The 14,064-nt window shown below is 72.7% G+C and carries 13 protein-coding genes, 1 tRNA gene and 1 pseudogene; 13 read left to right on the forward strand and 2 right to left on the reverse strand.

Annotated features, from left to right (window positions below; all coding sequences use genetic code 11):
• Positions 1 to 25: 25 nt before the first annotated feature.
• Entirely contained in the window at positions 26 to 1,270 is a 1,245-nt protein-coding gene (locus tag KBX43_RS09865; protein WP_210884142.1) for a hypothetical protein, read from the reverse strand.
• A gap of 81 nt (positions 1,271 to 1,351) precedes the next feature.
• Between KBX43_RS09865 and KBX43_RS09870 the strand changes: the two genes are divergently transcribed.
• From KBX43_RS09870 to KBX43_RS09895, 6 genes are all read left to right on the forward strand, one after another.
• Positions 1,352 to 2,257 carry a TatD family hydrolase gene (locus tag KBX43_RS09870; RefSeq protein WP_210884144.1) on the forward strand — a complete coding sequence of 302 codons (906 nt, stop codon included), beginning with the start codon at positions 1,352 to 1,354 and terminating at the stop codon, positions 2,255 to 2,257.
• A gap of 79 nt (positions 2,258 to 2,336) precedes the next feature.
• The gene (gene rsmA, locus KBX43_RS09875; protein WP_030501155.1) at positions 2,337 to 3,206 is read left to right on the forward strand and encodes a 16S rRNA (adenine(1518)-N(6)/adenine(1519)-N(6))-dimethyltransferase RsmA; all 870 of its coding nucleotides are present in this window, start codon (positions 2,337 to 2,339) and stop codon (positions 3,204 to 3,206) included.
• 84 nt (positions 3,207 to 3,290) lie between these two features.
• A complete protein-coding gene (locus tag KBX43_RS09880; RefSeq protein WP_043326815.1) occupies positions 3,291 to 4,244 on the forward strand; it encodes a 4-(cytidine 5'-diphospho)-2-C-methyl-D-erythritol kinase in 954 nt (317 codons plus the stop codon).
• A 63-nt stretch (positions 4,245 to 4,307) separates the two neighbouring features.
• Positions 4,308 to 6,107: an ABC-F family ATP-binding cassette domain-containing protein gene (locus KBX43_RS09885; protein WP_064447612.1), complete on the forward strand. Its 1,800-nt coding sequence runs from the start codon at positions 4,308 to 4,310 to the stop codon at positions 6,105 to 6,107.
• Positions 6,108 to 6,204: 97 nt separating this feature from the next.
• Positions 6,205 to 6,660 (forward strand): DUF4383 domain-containing protein, encoded by a 456-nt coding sequence (locus KBX43_RS09890; protein ID WP_043326811.1) that lies wholly within the window; start codon positions 6,205 to 6,207, stop codon positions 6,658 to 6,660.
• Between the two features lie 116 nt (positions 6,661 to 6,776).
• Positions 6,777 to 7,244 (forward strand): DUF4383 domain-containing protein, encoded by a 468-nt coding sequence (locus tag KBX43_RS09895; protein WP_043326810.1) that lies wholly within the window; start codon positions 6,777 to 6,779, stop codon positions 7,242 to 7,244.
• 24 nt (positions 7,245 to 7,268) lie between these two features.
• On the opposite strand, the gene KBX43_RS09900 is transcribed toward KBX43_RS09895, so the two are convergent.
• Complete coding sequence (locus KBX43_RS09900; protein ID WP_043326808.1) at positions 7,269 to 7,937, reverse strand: TetR/AcrR family transcriptional regulator; 669 nt, start codon at positions 7,935 to 7,937, stop codon at positions 7,269 to 7,271.
• A 78-nt stretch (positions 7,938 to 8,015) separates the two neighbouring features.
• Between KBX43_RS09900 and KBX43_RS09905 the strand changes: the two genes are divergently transcribed.
• The 7 genes and pseudogenes from KBX43_RS09905 (at position 8,016) to KBX43_RS09935 (ending at position 14,052) form a co-directional block, all read left to right on the forward strand.
• Positions 8,016 to 8,753 carry a hypothetical protein gene (locus KBX43_RS09905; RefSeq protein ID WP_051611235.1) on the forward strand — a complete coding sequence of 246 codons (738 nt, stop codon included), beginning with the start codon at positions 8,016 to 8,018 and terminating at the stop codon, positions 8,751 to 8,753.
• A gap of 47 nt (positions 8,754 to 8,800) precedes the next feature.
• Positions 8,801 to 8,871: transfer RNA gene (locus KBX43_RS09910), tRNA-Gln, on the forward strand.
• A 33-nt stretch (positions 8,872 to 8,904) separates the two neighbouring features.
• Positions 8,905 to 10,470: pseudogene (gene glmU, locus KBX43_RS09915) on the forward strand (bifunctional UDP-N-acetylglucosamine diphosphorylase/glucosamine-1-phosphate N-acetyltransferase GlmU); the annotation flags it as partial.
• A gap of 56 nt (positions 10,471 to 10,526) precedes the next feature.
• Positions 10,527 to 11,507, forward strand: coding sequence for a ribose-phosphate diphosphokinase (locus KBX43_RS09920; RefSeq protein WP_030501163.1), 981 nt, complete (start codon positions 10,527 to 10,529; stop codon positions 11,505 to 11,507).
• 284 nt (positions 11,508 to 11,791) lie between these two features.
• Positions 11,792 to 12,487 carry a 50S ribosomal protein L25/general stress protein Ctc gene (locus KBX43_RS09925; protein WP_013283957.1) on the forward strand — a complete coding sequence of 232 codons (696 nt, stop codon included), beginning with the start codon at positions 11,792 to 11,794 and terminating at the stop codon, positions 12,485 to 12,487.
• 101 nt (positions 12,488 to 12,588) lie between these two features.
• Positions 12,589 to 13,179 carry an aminoacyl-tRNA hydrolase gene (gene pth, locus KBX43_RS09930; protein ID WP_043326805.1) on the forward strand — a complete coding sequence of 197 codons (591 nt, stop codon included), beginning with the start codon at positions 12,589 to 12,591 and terminating at the stop codon, positions 13,177 to 13,179.
• 39 nt (positions 13,180 to 13,218) lie between these two features.
• The gene (locus KBX43_RS09935; protein WP_210884146.1) at positions 13,219 to 14,052 is read left to right on the forward strand and encodes an inositol monophosphatase family protein; all 834 of its coding nucleotides are present in this window, start codon (positions 13,219 to 13,221) and stop codon (positions 14,050 to 14,052) included.
• Positions 14,053 to 14,064 lie beyond the last annotated feature (12 nt).

Raw genomic sequence — 14,064 nt, forward strand, 5'->3', positions numbered from 1 at the left:
CAACGGCTTCCCGACCTGCCCCCGTCTATGCGTGCCGGGCCGGATAGTGCAGGTCCACCACCCGGTCGTCGGTCAGCTCGCCGCCCGGCGCCCAGACCTCGTACACGCCGCGTTCCAGACACTGAGCGCCGGTCGCGGCCACCGCGTCCGGATCCGGGCGGCGCAGCCGCAACCGCAGCCAGCCACCCTCCTCCCGCAGCACCAGGCACGGCGTCCCGCGCCAGGTCGCCGTGCGCAGCCGCCGGGCCGCCGCGTCCACCGGGTAGCGGGCCGCCCGGGTCATCGCCAGCACCCGGAACCCGCCCGGCTGGTCGGCCACCGCCTCGTACTCCGAACCCGCGTACGTGCCGACGAGCCGGGTCGAGCGCGGCGCCTCGCCGGTCGGCACGTACTCCTGATCGGCGGCCAGGCCGGGCACCGCGGCGAGCAGGTGCCGCCACTGCGGACCCGCCAGGCGCAGCCAGCCCCGCTGCTCCGCCTGGTAGGTGTAGAGCACCACCTCCACCCCCTCGGCCGGGTAGGCCAGCAGCGTGGCGTTCGCCGGCATCGGCAGGTCGGCGAACTCCCGGGTGACGAACTCCGGCACGAGCTGCGCGCTGCTCGGCACGAACCCGGTGCCCAGCACCGGCGGCCCGAGCCGGTCCCGGGGCGGCAACGCCATGAGCCCGCGGTGCGCCTCGCCCACCGGCACGTCGTAGTCGGCCGGGTCGGCGGCCCGCCAGCGCAGCGCGTACGCCACGTCACCGCCCTCGGAGTCGCCCCGCAGCACCGCCATCCCGGCCGGTGTCCGCAGGTGCGCCACGTCGTGCTCCCGGTAGCAGAAGCCGTGCGGCAGCCAGCCGCGCACGTAGCCGGCGAGCTGCCGGGCGGAGAGCACCTTCACCATTCGGGTGCCCGGCCGGATCACCGCCGAGGCCCGCACCGCGGCCAGCGTCGGGTCACCCGCCGCCCCCGGCTGCTGGCTGAGCCGGTGTACATACGCCCAACCCCGGTCCCGGTGCACCGGCATCAGCAGCGGCGCGTCCGTCTCGTCGGCCGTCCCGGGGCCCCCGTGCACCGCGTCCACCTCGGTCGCGTGCACGAACCGGCGCCACGGATAGCCGCCCCCGGGCCGGGGACACCACTCGAAGCCAGGTGCCTCGTCGGCGCTGAACAGCTCGTACGCCGCGCCCCGGGCGATCTCCTCGGCCGGGTGCACCCGGCCGGCGTACGTCACGCGCAACCCGGCCCGGTCGGAGGCGGGCCCACCGGCATGGTCGGTGACTGTCACTCCGGGACGCTAAGCCCGCCAGATGTGGGGCGTGTGAACGGCCGGTGGCGGTCCGGGAACGCCGGCCCGCGCCGGTGTGTGATGCTGGCCGCGATGACCGAGCAGACCGAGACCCGCAAGCAGCGCGCCGCCCGCCGGGCCGGGGAGTTCCCGCCCGCACCCGAGCCGCTGCCCGTACCCGTGCCGGACAGCCACACCCACCTCGACATCACCGTCGGCGAGTTCGGCACACCGCCGGGCGGCGCCTCCGGCGACGACCCGGTGGCCGCCGCGATCGCCGTCGCCGCCCGGGCCGGCGTGGACCGGCTCGTGCAGGTCGGCGTGGACGTCGACTCGTCCCGGTGGGGCGCCGACGTCGCCGACCGGTACGCAGCGGTGCTCGCCACCGTCGCGCTGCACCCGAACGAGGCGCCCCGGCTGGCCGACCTGGACGAGGCGCTGCGCGAGATCGATACGCTCGCCGGCCGGGACCGGGTCCGGGGCGTCGGCGAGACCGGGATGGACTTCTTCCGTACCGGCGAGGAGGGGCGGGCCGCGCAGGAGGAGAGCTTCCGGGCACACATCGCCATCGCGAAGCGGCACGGCAAGGCGCTGGTCATCCACGACCGCGACGCGCACGTCGACGTGCTGCGCGTCGTCGACGACGAGGGCGCCCCGGACACCGTGGTCATGCACTGCTTCTCCGGCGACGCCGACTTCGCCCGCGAGTGCGTCCGGCGCGGCTTCCTGCTCAGCTTCGCCGGCACCGTCACGTTCGGCAGCGCCGCCGCGCTGCGCGAGGCCGCCGCCGTCACCCCGCCGGAGCAGATGCTGGTGGAGACCGACGCGCCGTACCTGACCCCGATGCCGCACCGGGGACGGCCCAACGCCTCGTACCTGATCCCGCTGACCGTCCGCTTCCTCGCCGAGACCACCGGCGCCGACCTGGACACCCTCTGCGCCGCCATCTCCACCAACGGTGAGCGCGCGTTCGGCCCGTGGCGTTAAGAAGGGGCCCCTCCATATCGCGAGGCGTTAAGAAGGGGCCCTTCCTTCCCCTCGGGCGGGGGCGCTTACGCTACGGGGCGTGACCGGACTCCTCGGCCCGGCGGAGATCCGGGAACTCGCCGCGCGCCTCGGCGTCACGCCGACAAAGAAGCTCGGCCAGAACTTCGTGCACGACCCGAACACCGTGCGCCGCATCGTCACCACCGCCGGGCTGACCCCGGACGACGTGGCACTGGAGGTCGGCCCCGGCCTCGGCTCGCTCACGCTCGCCCTGCTCCCGGTCGCCGCGCACGTGCACGCCGTGGAACTCGACCCGGCGCTCGCCGCCGCGCTGCCGGAGACCGCCGCCCGCTTCGCCGGCGAGGCCGCCGGGCGGCTCACCGTCCACCCGGCCGACGCGCTGCGGGTCACCGCCGCCGACCTGGCCGACCCGGCGCCGACCGCGCTGGTGGCGAACCTGCCCTACAACGTCGCCGTGCCGGTCGTGCTGCACCTGCTCGCCGAGCTGCCCACACTGCGGCACGGCCTGGTGATGGTGCAGAAGGAGGTCGCCGACCGGCTCGTCGCCGGTCCCGGCTCCAAGGTGTACGGCATCCCGTCGGTCAAACTCGCCTGGTACGCCCGCTCCCGGGCCGCCGGCAAGGTCCCGCCGAACGTGTTCTGGCCGGTGCCGAACGTCGACTCCGGCCTGGTCGCGTTCACCAGGCGCGAACCGCCCCGGCCGGACGTACCCCGGAAGGCCGTCTTCGCCGTCGTCGACGCCGCGTTCGCGCAGCGCCGCAAGACGCTGCGCGCCGCCCTGGCCGGCTGGGCCGGCGGCGCGGACCGGGCCGCCGCGGCGCTCGCCGCGGCCGGCGTGGACCCGTCCGCACGCGGCGAATCGCTCACCGTGGAGCAGTTCGCCGCCATCGCCGCGTCGGCCCCCGACGGCTCCGCCGCCGAGCAGTAGGCTGGCGCCGTTGCCCGACCCCGCCGAGGAGCTGACCGTGCAGAAGCCGTTCGACATCCGCCCGCGTCCAGGGGAGCGCACCCGGTGACCGAGGCATGGCGACCGGAGGACGAGGACGGGCAGCGGCGCGGGGCCAGCGGCCCGGTCAAGGTGCGGGTGCCCGCCAAGGTCAACCTGCATCTCGGGGTGGGACCGCTGCGGCGTGACGGCTACCACGAGCTGAACACCGTCTACCACGCGATCTCCATCTACGACGAGCTGACCGCCCGGCGCGGCGACACGCTCACCCTCACCATGGAGGGCGAGGGTGCCGGGGAGCTGGCGCTGGACGACACCAACCTGGCGCTGCGCGCCGCGCACGCGCTCGCCGGCTACGCGGGCGTCGCCCCGCACGCCCGGCTGCACCTGCGCAAGCAGATCCCGCTCGCGGGCGGGCTCGCCGGCGGCAGCGCCGACGCCGCCGCCGCGCTCGTCGCCTGCGACACGCTCTGGGGCACCGGGCTGTCCCGCGACGAACTGGCCGGCATCGCCGCCGACCTCGGCTCCGACGTGCCGTTCCTCATCCACGGCGGCACCGCGCTCGGCACCGGCCGCGGCGAGACGGTCAGCCCGGTGCTCGCCCGCCCCACCTCCTGGCACTGGGTGGTGGCGATCGCCGACGGCGGCCTGTCCACCCCGGCCGCCTACCGGGAACTGGACCGGCTACGCGACGCCGGAGCCGCCGGCACCCCGCTGGGCAGCACCGACGCGCTGCTCGCCGCGCTGCGCCAACGCGACCCACGGGTCCTCGCCGCCACGCTCGGCAACGACCTCCAGGCCGCCGCGCTGACCATGCGCCCGTCGCTGGCCGAGACGCTCAAGGCCGGCGAGGCCGCCGGCGCGCTCGCCGGCATCGTCTCCGGCTCCGGACCCACCTGCGTCTTCCTCGCCGCCGGCGAGTCCGACGCGGGGCGGATCGCCGCCGAGCTGACCGCCGCCGGGGTGTGCCGGGAGGCCCGCGTCGCGCACGGACCGGTCGCCGGCGCCCGCGTGGTCTGACGCCCCGTACCCTTGACTCAGGCGTCCCGGGCCCCGGGACGCCTGAGTCGTGAAAGGTGGGGAATGGCCAACATCGTCAACCTGGACCGGGTGTCCAAGGGGTACGGCGCCGCCGGGCCGCTGCTCACCGACGTCTCGCTCGGCCTCGACGACGCCGACCGGGTCGGCGTGGTGGGCCTCAACGGCGCCGGCAAGTCGACGCTGCTGCGGCTGCTCACCCGCACCGAGGAACCCGACGACGGCCGCGTCACCCACCGCCGCGACCTGCGCGTCGCCTGGCTGCCGCAGCGCCTGGACCTGGCCCCCGACCTCACCGTGCGGGACGTCGTGCTCGGCACCGCCTGGCTCGGCGAGAGCATGGGCGCCGAGCACGAGTGGGCCGGCGACGCGGGCGTGCGCGCCATCCTCGACGGCCTCGGCATGCCCCACCTCGGCCTGGACACGCCGGTCGGCCCGATGTCCGGCGGGGAACGCCGCCGGGTCGCGCTCGCCGCGCTGCTGGTCCGCGACGCCGACCTGCTCGTCCTCGACGAGCCCACCAACCACCTCGACGTCGGTGGCGTCGACTGGCTGGCCCGCCACCTCGTCACCCGCAAGGGCGCGCTCGTCGTGGTCACCCACGACCGCTGGTTCCTCGACGCCGTCTGCACCACCACCTGGGAGGTCGCCGACCAGACCGTCCGGGCGTACGAGGGCGGCTTCGCCGCGTGGACGCTGGCCCGCGTCGAGCGGCAGCGCGTGGCCGCCGCCACCGAGGCCCGCCGGCAGAACCTGCTCCGCAAGGAGATCGCCTGGCTGCGCCGCGGTGCCCCGGCGCGCACCTCGAAGCCCAAGTTCCGCATCGACGCGGCGAACGCGCTCATCGCCGACGTCCCGGAACCCCGCGACACCATGTCGCTGCAACGGCTCGCCACCGCCCGGCTCGGCAAGCAGGTGTACGACCTCGAACACGTGCGGCTGCACGCCGGCCCGAAGGAGATCCTGCACGACACCACCTGGCAGGTCGGGCCCGGCGACCGGGTCGCGATCCTCGGCCGCAACGGCGCCGGCAAGACCACCCTGCTGCGGATGCTCGCCGGGGTGACCGGCCCCGACGGCGGGCGCTTCGCCGCCGGGCAGACCGTCCGGCCCGCGTTCCTCTCCCAGGAACTCGCCGAACTCCCCGGCCACCTGCGCGTGCTGGAAGCCGTCGAAGAGGTGGCCCGGCGCGTGCAGTTCGGCGACCGGGAGATCAGCGCCGCCCAGCTCGCAGAGATCTTCGGCTTCGACGACCGGCGGCTCTGGACCCCGGTGAGCGACCTGTCCGGCGGGGAACGCCGCCGCCTGCAGATGCTGCGGCTGCTCGCCGGGGAACCCAACGTGCTCCTGCTCGACGAGCCCACCAACGACCTGGACACCGACACGCTCGCCGCGCTGGAGGACCTGCTCGACTCCTGGCCCGGCACGATCGTGGTGGCCAGCCACGACCGCTACCTGATCGAGCGGGTCACCGACGTCGCGTACGGCATGTTCGGCGACGGCCGGCTGGTGCACCTGCCCGGCGGCGTCGACGAGTACCTGGCGCGCGCCGCCGCGGCCGGCGGCCCGGCGCCCGCCGACCTCACCCCGGCCACCGCGGCGCCGGAACGCGAGGGCATGTCCGCCGCCGAGGTACGCACCGCGAAGAAGGAACTCAACCGGCTGGAACGGCAGATCGCCAAGCTGGAACAGAAGGAGGCGGCCCTGCACGAGCAGCTCGCCGCGAACGCCACCGACTACGCCCGGGTCGCCGAGCTGGACGCACAGCTCAAGGAGGTACGGGCCGAGCGGGACCGCACCGAGGAGACCTGGCTGGCTCTGGCCGAGGAGCTGCCGGGCGGCTGACCTGCCGCCGGGGTGGGGGGTGTGCGGCGTCACTGACCGGCGTACGGGACAATCACCGGTGGAACCCTCGTCCGAACGGTCTTTTGGAGACGCAGAGATGGCCCACACCCCCGTCAACCACCCCGCGCGGCCGATCTACCGGGCGATCGGCGGGATCGTTGGTCTGTACTTCGTCGTCTTCGGCGGCCTCGGCGTCATCGCCAGCGCCGGTGGCGATTTCTTCGCCCAGGACGACACCAAGGTTCTCGGCCAGGGCACCAACATGGCGTTCTCGCTGGTGTCGGTGCTCGTCGGCGTCGTGATCCTGGTCGGCACCGCGATCGGCCGCAACCTCGACGTGGCGATCAACCAGTGGCTGGCCTACACCCTGATGGTGATCGGCCTGGGCTCGCTGGCGTTCCTGCAGACCGACGTCAACATCTTCAACTTCTCGATCATGACCGACGTCGTGGTCCTGACCCTGGCGCTGGTGCTCCTGATGGCCGGCATGTACAGCAAGGTCGGCTCCGACGAGGAGCACGAGGCCTGGCAGAAGGCCCGCCTGGTGCTCTGACCCCTCCTCGTACGAAGGCCCGGCGCGCCGCGCGCCGGGCCTTCGGTGTTTTCCGGACGCGAACGGACAACCCAGGCGACAATTGCCCCGAATCAGTCGCACGACTGGAGGGCACCATGGCGCACTTCCCGGTGAACCACCCCGCGCGGCCCCTCTACCGGGTGCTGTCCGGGCTCATCGGCCTCTACATCCTCGTCTTCGGCGTCTACGGCGTCTTCCTGACCTGGGGTGAAGGGCTGTTCGGCCGGGGCAGCAACTGGGCGCTGGGCCTGCGCACCAACCTGGCCTTCTCGCTGGTCTCGGTCGTCTTCGGCGCGGTCCTGCTGGTCGGCGCGTCCCGCCGCACCAATCTCGGCCACTACATGAACCTCACCGCCGGCGTGGTCTTCCTGGTCACCGGCATCCTGATGATGTCGGTGCTGCAGACCTCGGCGAACTTCCTCAACTTCTCGATGTCCACGGTCATCGTGTCGCTGCTGTTCGGGCTGATCCTGCTCGCCACCGGCCTGTACGACAAGGTCGGCACCGCCGAGCACGCCGAGGAGGAACGGCAGCGCCGCTACCACCCGATCGGCGAGCGCTGACGCGGCTGTTGCGCTGACGCGGCGTCAGCCCCGGGGGATCGGCCCGGGCTTCGACTCCAGGTGCGACAACCCGTTCCAGGCCAGGTTCACCAGGTGCGCCGCCACCGTCTCCTTGCGCGGCTTGCGCACCTCCAGCCACCAGCGCCCGGTCAACGCCACCATGCCCACGAGCGCCTGGGAGTAGAGCTCGGCGAGCTTCGGGTCGTACCCCCGGATGGAGAACTCGCCCGCCAGGATGTGCTCCACCTGGTGCGCCACGTCGTTCATCACGCTGCTGAAATTGCCGGTCGCCGACATCAGCGGCGACTCCCGGACCAGCACCCGGAACCCGCTGGTCTCCTCCTCGATGTAGGTCAGCAGCGTCAACGCGGCCTGCTCCAGCAGCTCCCGCGGATTGCCCGCGGTCAGCGCCGTGGTGATCCGGTCCAGCAGGGCCCGGACCTCCCGGTCCACCACCACCGCGTAGAGCCCTTCCTTGCCGCCGAAGTGCTCGTAGACCACCGGCTTGGACACCTTGGCGCGCGCCGCCACCTCCTCGATGGAGGTCGCGTCGAAGCCGCGCTCGGCGAAGATCTGCCGGGCGATCGAGATCAACTGCTCGCGCCGCTGCGTCGCGGACATCCGCACCCGGGACGGCTTCGCCGCCGGCGCGGGCCGCCGCCGGGCGCGGTCACTGCCGGGAACGTCGGTCACCCGCCCCATCCTGCCAGGCGAGGCGTACGCGGTCCGACCGGACGCCTCGTTGTCGTACGTACGTTCTACCCTCCGAGGGTGGCTCTCGGTGATCATTCGAACGCGCACGGCTCGTACCGTGGTCGAAAGCCGGAACTGCACGCCCAGGCGCTGGCTCTGCGGCGCGCCGGTTGTCCCGTCGGGGAGATCGCCGCGCGGCTCGACGTCTCCAAGTCGACGGCTTATCTCTGGACTCGGCACCTGCCGCTCGACCCGGCGTTGGTGCGGCGGCGTCGTCAGGCCGCGCAGCGGGCCCGATCTGATGCGCAGTGGGGCGCGCACCGGGCGGCACGCGACGCGGCCAGGGCGGAGACGGTCGCCGCGTCCGCCGAGTGGGTGCGAGGGCTGGGCTTGCGCGAACTGCTGCTGATCGGGGCGGCCATCTACTGGTGCGAAGGCGGCAAGGCCAAGCCGTGGCGCCCGCACGACTGCAGGATCAAGTTCGTCAACAGCGATCCGATGCTCGTGGCCCTGTTCCTGCGCTTCCTGGATGCCGTCGAGGTGCCGCCGGAGGATCGACGCTTCCGGGTCAGCATCCATGAGACGGCTGACGACGCGGCGGCGGTCCGGTGGTGGGCGGCGCGGGTGGGTGTGCCCGCTGATCGCTTTCAGGCCACCACCATCAAGAGGCATCGTCCACAGACGACACGGAAGAACGTCGGAACCGACTATCACGGCTGCCTGACCATCCATGTGGTGGGCGGGAGCCGGCTCTACTGGAGGATCGAGGGGATCATGAAAGGAATGAGCAATGAAGATCCACCACGTGACCGGTAAGGTGTAGGCAGCCGGCGGGCAGCTTGCCTTTTGCCCGTTTTCGACCATCCCGGGTCGTCTAATGGCAGGACGTCAGGTTTTGGTCCTGATTATAGGGGTTCGAATCCTCTCCCGGGAGCTTCTGCTGTTTGCCCTCCCACGGGTGGTTAGCATGACCGCGAGACTGTCGCCGTCCCGACGGGAGAGCCACGTCGTGTCCCAGCCCCACCTCCGCACCGTTGTCGTGCTCGCCGCCGGTGAGGGCAAGCGGATGAAGTCGTCCCTGCCCAAGGTGCTGCACCCACTGCTCGGCCGTACCCTGCTCGGTCACGTCCTCGCCGCGGCCGGGCCGCTGCGCGCGGACCGCACCGTCGTGGTGGTCGGCCACGGCGCCGACCAGGTCCGGGCGCACCTGACCGACGTGGCCCCGGCGGCGACGCCGGTGCTCCAGGAGCGCCAGCTCGGCACCGGGCACGCGGTCCGCATCGCGCTGGACGCGGTGCCGGACGCGACCGGCACCGTCGTGGTGATCAACGGGGATGTGCCGCTGCTGCGGCCGGAGACGGTTCGGGCGCTCGTCGAGGCGCACGAGGAAGCCGCCGCGGCGGCGACGGTGCTGGCGGCCGAGGTGCCGGACCCGACCGGCCTGGGCCGGATCGTGCGGGACGTGCAGGGGCACCTGGAGCAGATCGTGGAGGAGCGGGACGCCTCGCCCCAGCAGCGCGCGCTGCGGGAGATCAACGCGGGCATCTACGCGTTCGACGCGGCCCGGCTCCGGGAGGCGCTGGGCAAGCTCTCCACCGACAACGACCAGGGCGAGGAGTACCTGACCGACGTCTTCGCGCTGCTGCGCGACGCCGGGGAGCCGGTGGCGGTGCACTGCGCCGCCGACCACGTGGAGACGCTCGGCTGCAACGACCGGGTGGAGCTGTCCGCGCTGCGGCGGCTGCTGCGGGACCGGGTGAACGAGGGCTGGATGCGTACCGGGGTCAGCATCCTCGACCCGCACACGACGTGGATCGACGTGACGGTGACCGTGGAACGGGATGCGGTGATCGACCAGAACACGCAGCTCCAGGGCGCCACGGTGGTCGGCGCGGGCGCGCTCGTCGGCCCGGACACCACGCTCGTGGACACGGTGGTGGGCGCGGGCGCGAGCGTGGTGCGCTCCCACGCGCTCGGCGCCGAGGTGGGGCCGGAGGCCAGCGTGGGGCCGTACGCGTACCTGCGGCCGGAGTCGCGGCTGGGCCGCAAGGCGAAGGTCGGCACGTTCGTGGAGACCAAGAAGACGTCGATCGGTGAGGGCTCGAAGGTGCCGCACCTGTCGTACGTGGGGGACGCGACGATCGGCGACCACAGCAACATCGGCGCGGCCACCGTCTTCGTCAACTACGACGGGGTACGCAAGCACCACACCACCATCGGCAGCCACGCGCGTACCGGAGCGGACAACATGTTCGTGGCGCCGGTGCGGGTCGGCGACGGCGCGTACACGGCTGCGGGTTCGGTGATCACCGGGGACGTGCCGCCGGGCGCGATGGCGGTGGCGCGGGGCCAGCAGCGCAACGTGGAGGGCTGGGTGCTGCGCAAGCGGGCCGGCACGGAGGCCGCGGAGGCGGCGCGGCGGGCCGGTGAGGATGCGCCGGAGTCGGGCGCAGCCGCAAGGGAAGGTGACTGACTCCACGGGGATCGGCGGGCCGTGGGTGGATCGCTGAACCGGGGGCATACTGCAACCGAACACTCCCCGGCCTCACCGCCGCCGGGCACCACCGACATACGGGAGCAGACGGGCCCATGGGCAGCATCGTCGCCGAAAACCGCAAGAGCCTGATGCTCTTCTCCGGGAGGGGTTTTCCGGAGCTGGCCAAGGAGATCGGTGAGGTGCTCGGCGTCGCGCCGACGCCGGCCGACGCGTACGACTTCGCCAACGGCGAGATCTTCGTCCGGTACAAGGACTCGGTTCGTGGTTCGGACGCCTTCGTGGTGCAGTCCGTGACGCACGGCGTGAACACCTGGGTCATGGAGACCCTGATCATGGTCGACGCGCTGAAGCGCGGTTCGGCCAAGCGGATCACCGTGGTGCTGCCGTTCTACCCGTACGCGCGGCAGGACAAGAAGCACCGCGGCCGGGAGCCGATCTCGGCGCGGCTGATCGCCGACCTGCTCAAGACGGCCGGCGCGAACCGCATCCTGACCGTCGACCTGCACACCGCGCAGATTCAGGGCTTCTTCGACGGCCCGGTGGACCACCTGTTCGCCATGGACGTGCTGGCCGAGTACGTGGAGCACAAGTACGCGGGCCGCCCGATGACGGTGGTGGCGCCGGATTCGGGCCGGGTACGTGTGGCGGAGCGCTGGACCGACCGGCTGGGCGGCTGCCCGCTGGCGTTCATCCACAAGACCCGCGATCCGCTCAAGCCGAACCAGGTCGTGGCGAACCGGGTGGTCGGTGAGGTCGAGGGCCGGGTGTGCCTGATCGTGGACGACATGATCGACACCGGCGGCACGATCACCAAGGCGGCGGACATCCTCAAGGAGCAGGGCGCGGCGGAGATCGTGGTCGCCTCGACCCACGCGCTGCTGTCCGACCCGGCGACGGAGCGGCTGAAGAACAGCCCGATCAGCGAGGTCGTGGTGACGAACACGCTGCCGCTGCCGTCGGAGAAGCAGTTGGACAAGCTGACCGTGCTGTCGATCGCCCCGCTGCTGGCGCGGGCGATCCGGGAGGTCTTCGACGACGGTTCGGTGACCACCCTGTTCGGTGGCCTGAGCTGAGGAGTGCCGGTCCGGTCGCCGGTGTTCCGGCGGCCGGGCCGATGCCCTGCGGAACCGGCGGCGCGGTGATATGGGGGACTGCCGGAGAGCCGGGAATTCCCTCGGGTAGACTGGTGCGGTTGCCACGGCGAGGGTGCCCGGCGGGCTGCTGACAAGCACCGCACGGAGGCGCCGTCATCGACGCGGTGCTCCGGGCGGTCGTTCATGACCCTAGCCCCAGCGAGCCCCTCGCCCCAGCACCGCCAGACGACAAGCCGCCGCAGCGAAGCATCAGGAGTTTCCCCGTGTCCGAGGTAAAGATCAGCGCCGAGCCCCGTACCGAGTTCGGCAAGGGTGGTGCCCGTCGTACCCGCCGGGCCGGCAAGGTGCCCGCCGTGCTGTACGGCCACGGCGAGAAGCCCAAGCACATCGCGCTTCCGGCGCGGGAGTTCGCTGCCGCGATCCGTAAGGGCGGCGCGAACCAGCTCTTCGCGATCGAGGTCAGCGACGGCACCCAGGTGCTGGCGCTGCCGAAGGCGATCCAGCGTGACCCGATCAAGGACACCTTCGAGCACGTGGACCTGCTGCTGGTCCGCCGGGGCGAGAAGGTCACCGTCGAGGTCCCGGTCCAGCTGACCGGTGAGGCCGCCAAGGACACGCTGATCGTGCACGACCACGACACGCTGTCGGTGACCGCCGACGCGACCAAGGTGCCGGACCACCTGGAGGCGTCGATCGAGGGCGCCGAGCCGGGCACCACGATCACCGCCGCCGACGTCGAGCTGCCGGCCGGCGTCGAGCTGGCCACCGACGAGGAGACCGCTGTCGCCTCGGTGACCGCCGCTCCGACCGCCGAGCAGCTCGAGGCCACCCTCCCCGAGGTCGAGGAGGCCACCGAGGAGGCCGAGGCCGAGGTCGGCGAGGAGACCGCCGAGGGTGCCGAGGGCGCTCCGGCCGCCGAGGGCGAGGAGGCCCCGGCCGAGGCGAAGACCGAGGCCTGACCGGTCCGCAAGGCTGTGCGACAGGCGTCCCCGGTTCCCGGGGGCGCCTGTCGGCGTATCGGGACGGCTGGTCGGGGAAGGCGAGCGGGAAGGGGCGTCGGGTGACGGACGAGGCGGGGCCGTGGCTGGTGGTCGGCCTGGGCAACCCCGGCCGGGAGTACGCGGGCAACCGGCACAACGTCGGGTTCATGGTGGCCGACCTGCTGGCGGCCCGGGTGGGCGCGAAGTTCGGGCGGCACAAGCGCGCGATGGCCGAGGCCGCGGAGGGGCGGCTGGGGTTCGGCGGGCCGAAGCTGGTGCTGCTCAAGCCGTTGACGTACATGAACCTCTCCGGCGGCCCGGTGGCCGGGTTGGCGCAGTTCCACAAGATCCCGCCGGCGCACGTGATCGCGGTGCACGACGAGCTGGACATCCCGTACGGGCAGGTGCGGGTGAAGTGCGGCGGCGGCGAGGGCGGCCACAACGGTCTGCGTTCGATGTCGAAGTCGCTCGGCACGAAGGACTACGTGCGGGTGCGGTTCGGCATCGGCCGGCCGCCGGGCCGGCAGGACCCGGCTGACTACGTACTCTCGGATTTCTCCCCGTCGGAGCGCAAGGAGCTGGAGTTCCTGGTGGACCGCGCGGCGGACGTGGTGGAGTCGGTGGTTCTCAAGGGCGTGGAGCCGACGCAGAACCTGTACCACGGGGGCTGAGCAGTGGCCGGGGACCGAAGGGCGGGCGACGGGAGCATCATGGGCAGTCCTCCGATGATCGACGGCGGCTTCGCCCGGTGGCTGGCGTCGCGAGCCGGTCAGGCGCTGACGGCGTTGCGGACGGAGATGGGGTTCGCCGACGCGGGCGCGCTCCGGTCGGCCGGGGACAAGGTCTCGCACGATCTGATCCGCACCGAGCTGGCGAAGTGGCGGCCGGCGGACGCGGTGCTGTCGGAGGAGGACGAGGGTTCGCGGCTGGCCTGGACGGCGGAGGTGACGGACGCGGCGTTGTCGCGCCTGAACGCCGACCGGGTCTGGATCGTCGATCCGCTGGACGGCACCCGGGAGTACGCGGAGGAGGGGCGCTCGGACTGGGCGGTGCACGTGGCGCTCTGGTCGCGTCACGCGTCGACGCCGCACGGTCTGGTCGCGGGCGCGGTGGGCCTGCCGGCCCAGCACCGGGTGCTCGGCACGGACCATCCGCCGGCGTATCCGCCGATGACAGTGGAGGCGGCCGTGGGCGGCGGCCGGCGGGTCATCCGGTTGGCGGCCAGTCGTAGCCGTCCGCCGGTTTTCCTGTCCGATCTGGCAGAGGACGTCGGCGCTCATCTGGTCCCGATGGGCTCGGCGGGCGCGAAGATCGCCGCCGTGGTCACCGGCGAGGTCGACGCGTACATCCACGCGGGCGGTCAGTACGAGTGGGATTCGGCCGCTCCGGTCGCTGTGGCGACGGCCACCGGTCTGCATGCTTCCCGGATCGACGGTTCTGCGCTGAAATACAACGGGGCCGACCCGCGTCTACCGGATCTGCTGGTCTGCCGCAAGGATCTCGCGAGTCGGTTGCTTGCAGCGTTGCAGCGGCATTCCGGGTAACCTGAGCGTTCT

The sequence above is a fragment of the Micromonospora sp. C41 genome (genome assembly GCF_018070485.1).
Taxonomy (GTDB): domain Bacteria; phylum Actinomycetota; class Actinomycetes; order Mycobacteriales; family Micromonosporaceae; genus Micromonospora; species Micromonospora chalcea.

Coding starts and splice junctions, on each gene's coding strand:
- KBX43_RS09935 (WP_210884146.1), top strand. CDS start 13,219: ATGGGCAGTCCTCCGATGATCGACGGCGGCTTCGCCCGGTGGCTGGCG.
- KBX43_RS09870 (WP_210884144.1), top strand. CDS start 1,352: ATGCTGGCCGCGATGACCGAGCAGACCGAGACCCGCAAGCAGCGCGCC.
- KBX43_RS09895 (WP_043326810.1), top strand. CDS start 6,777: ATGGCGCACTTCCCGGTGAACCACCCCGCGCGGCCCCTCTACCGGGTG.
- KBX43_RS09890 (WP_043326811.1), top strand. CDS start 6,205: ATGGCCCACACCCCCGTCAACCACCCCGCGCGGCCGATCTACCGGGCG.
- KBX43_RS09920 (WP_030501163.1), top strand. CDS start 10,527: ATGGGCAGCATCGTCGCCGAAAACCGCAAGAGCCTGATGCTCTTCTCC.
- KBX43_RS09885 (WP_064447612.1), top strand. CDS start 4,308: ATGGCCAACATCGTCAACCTGGACCGGGTGTCCAAGGGGTACGGCGCC.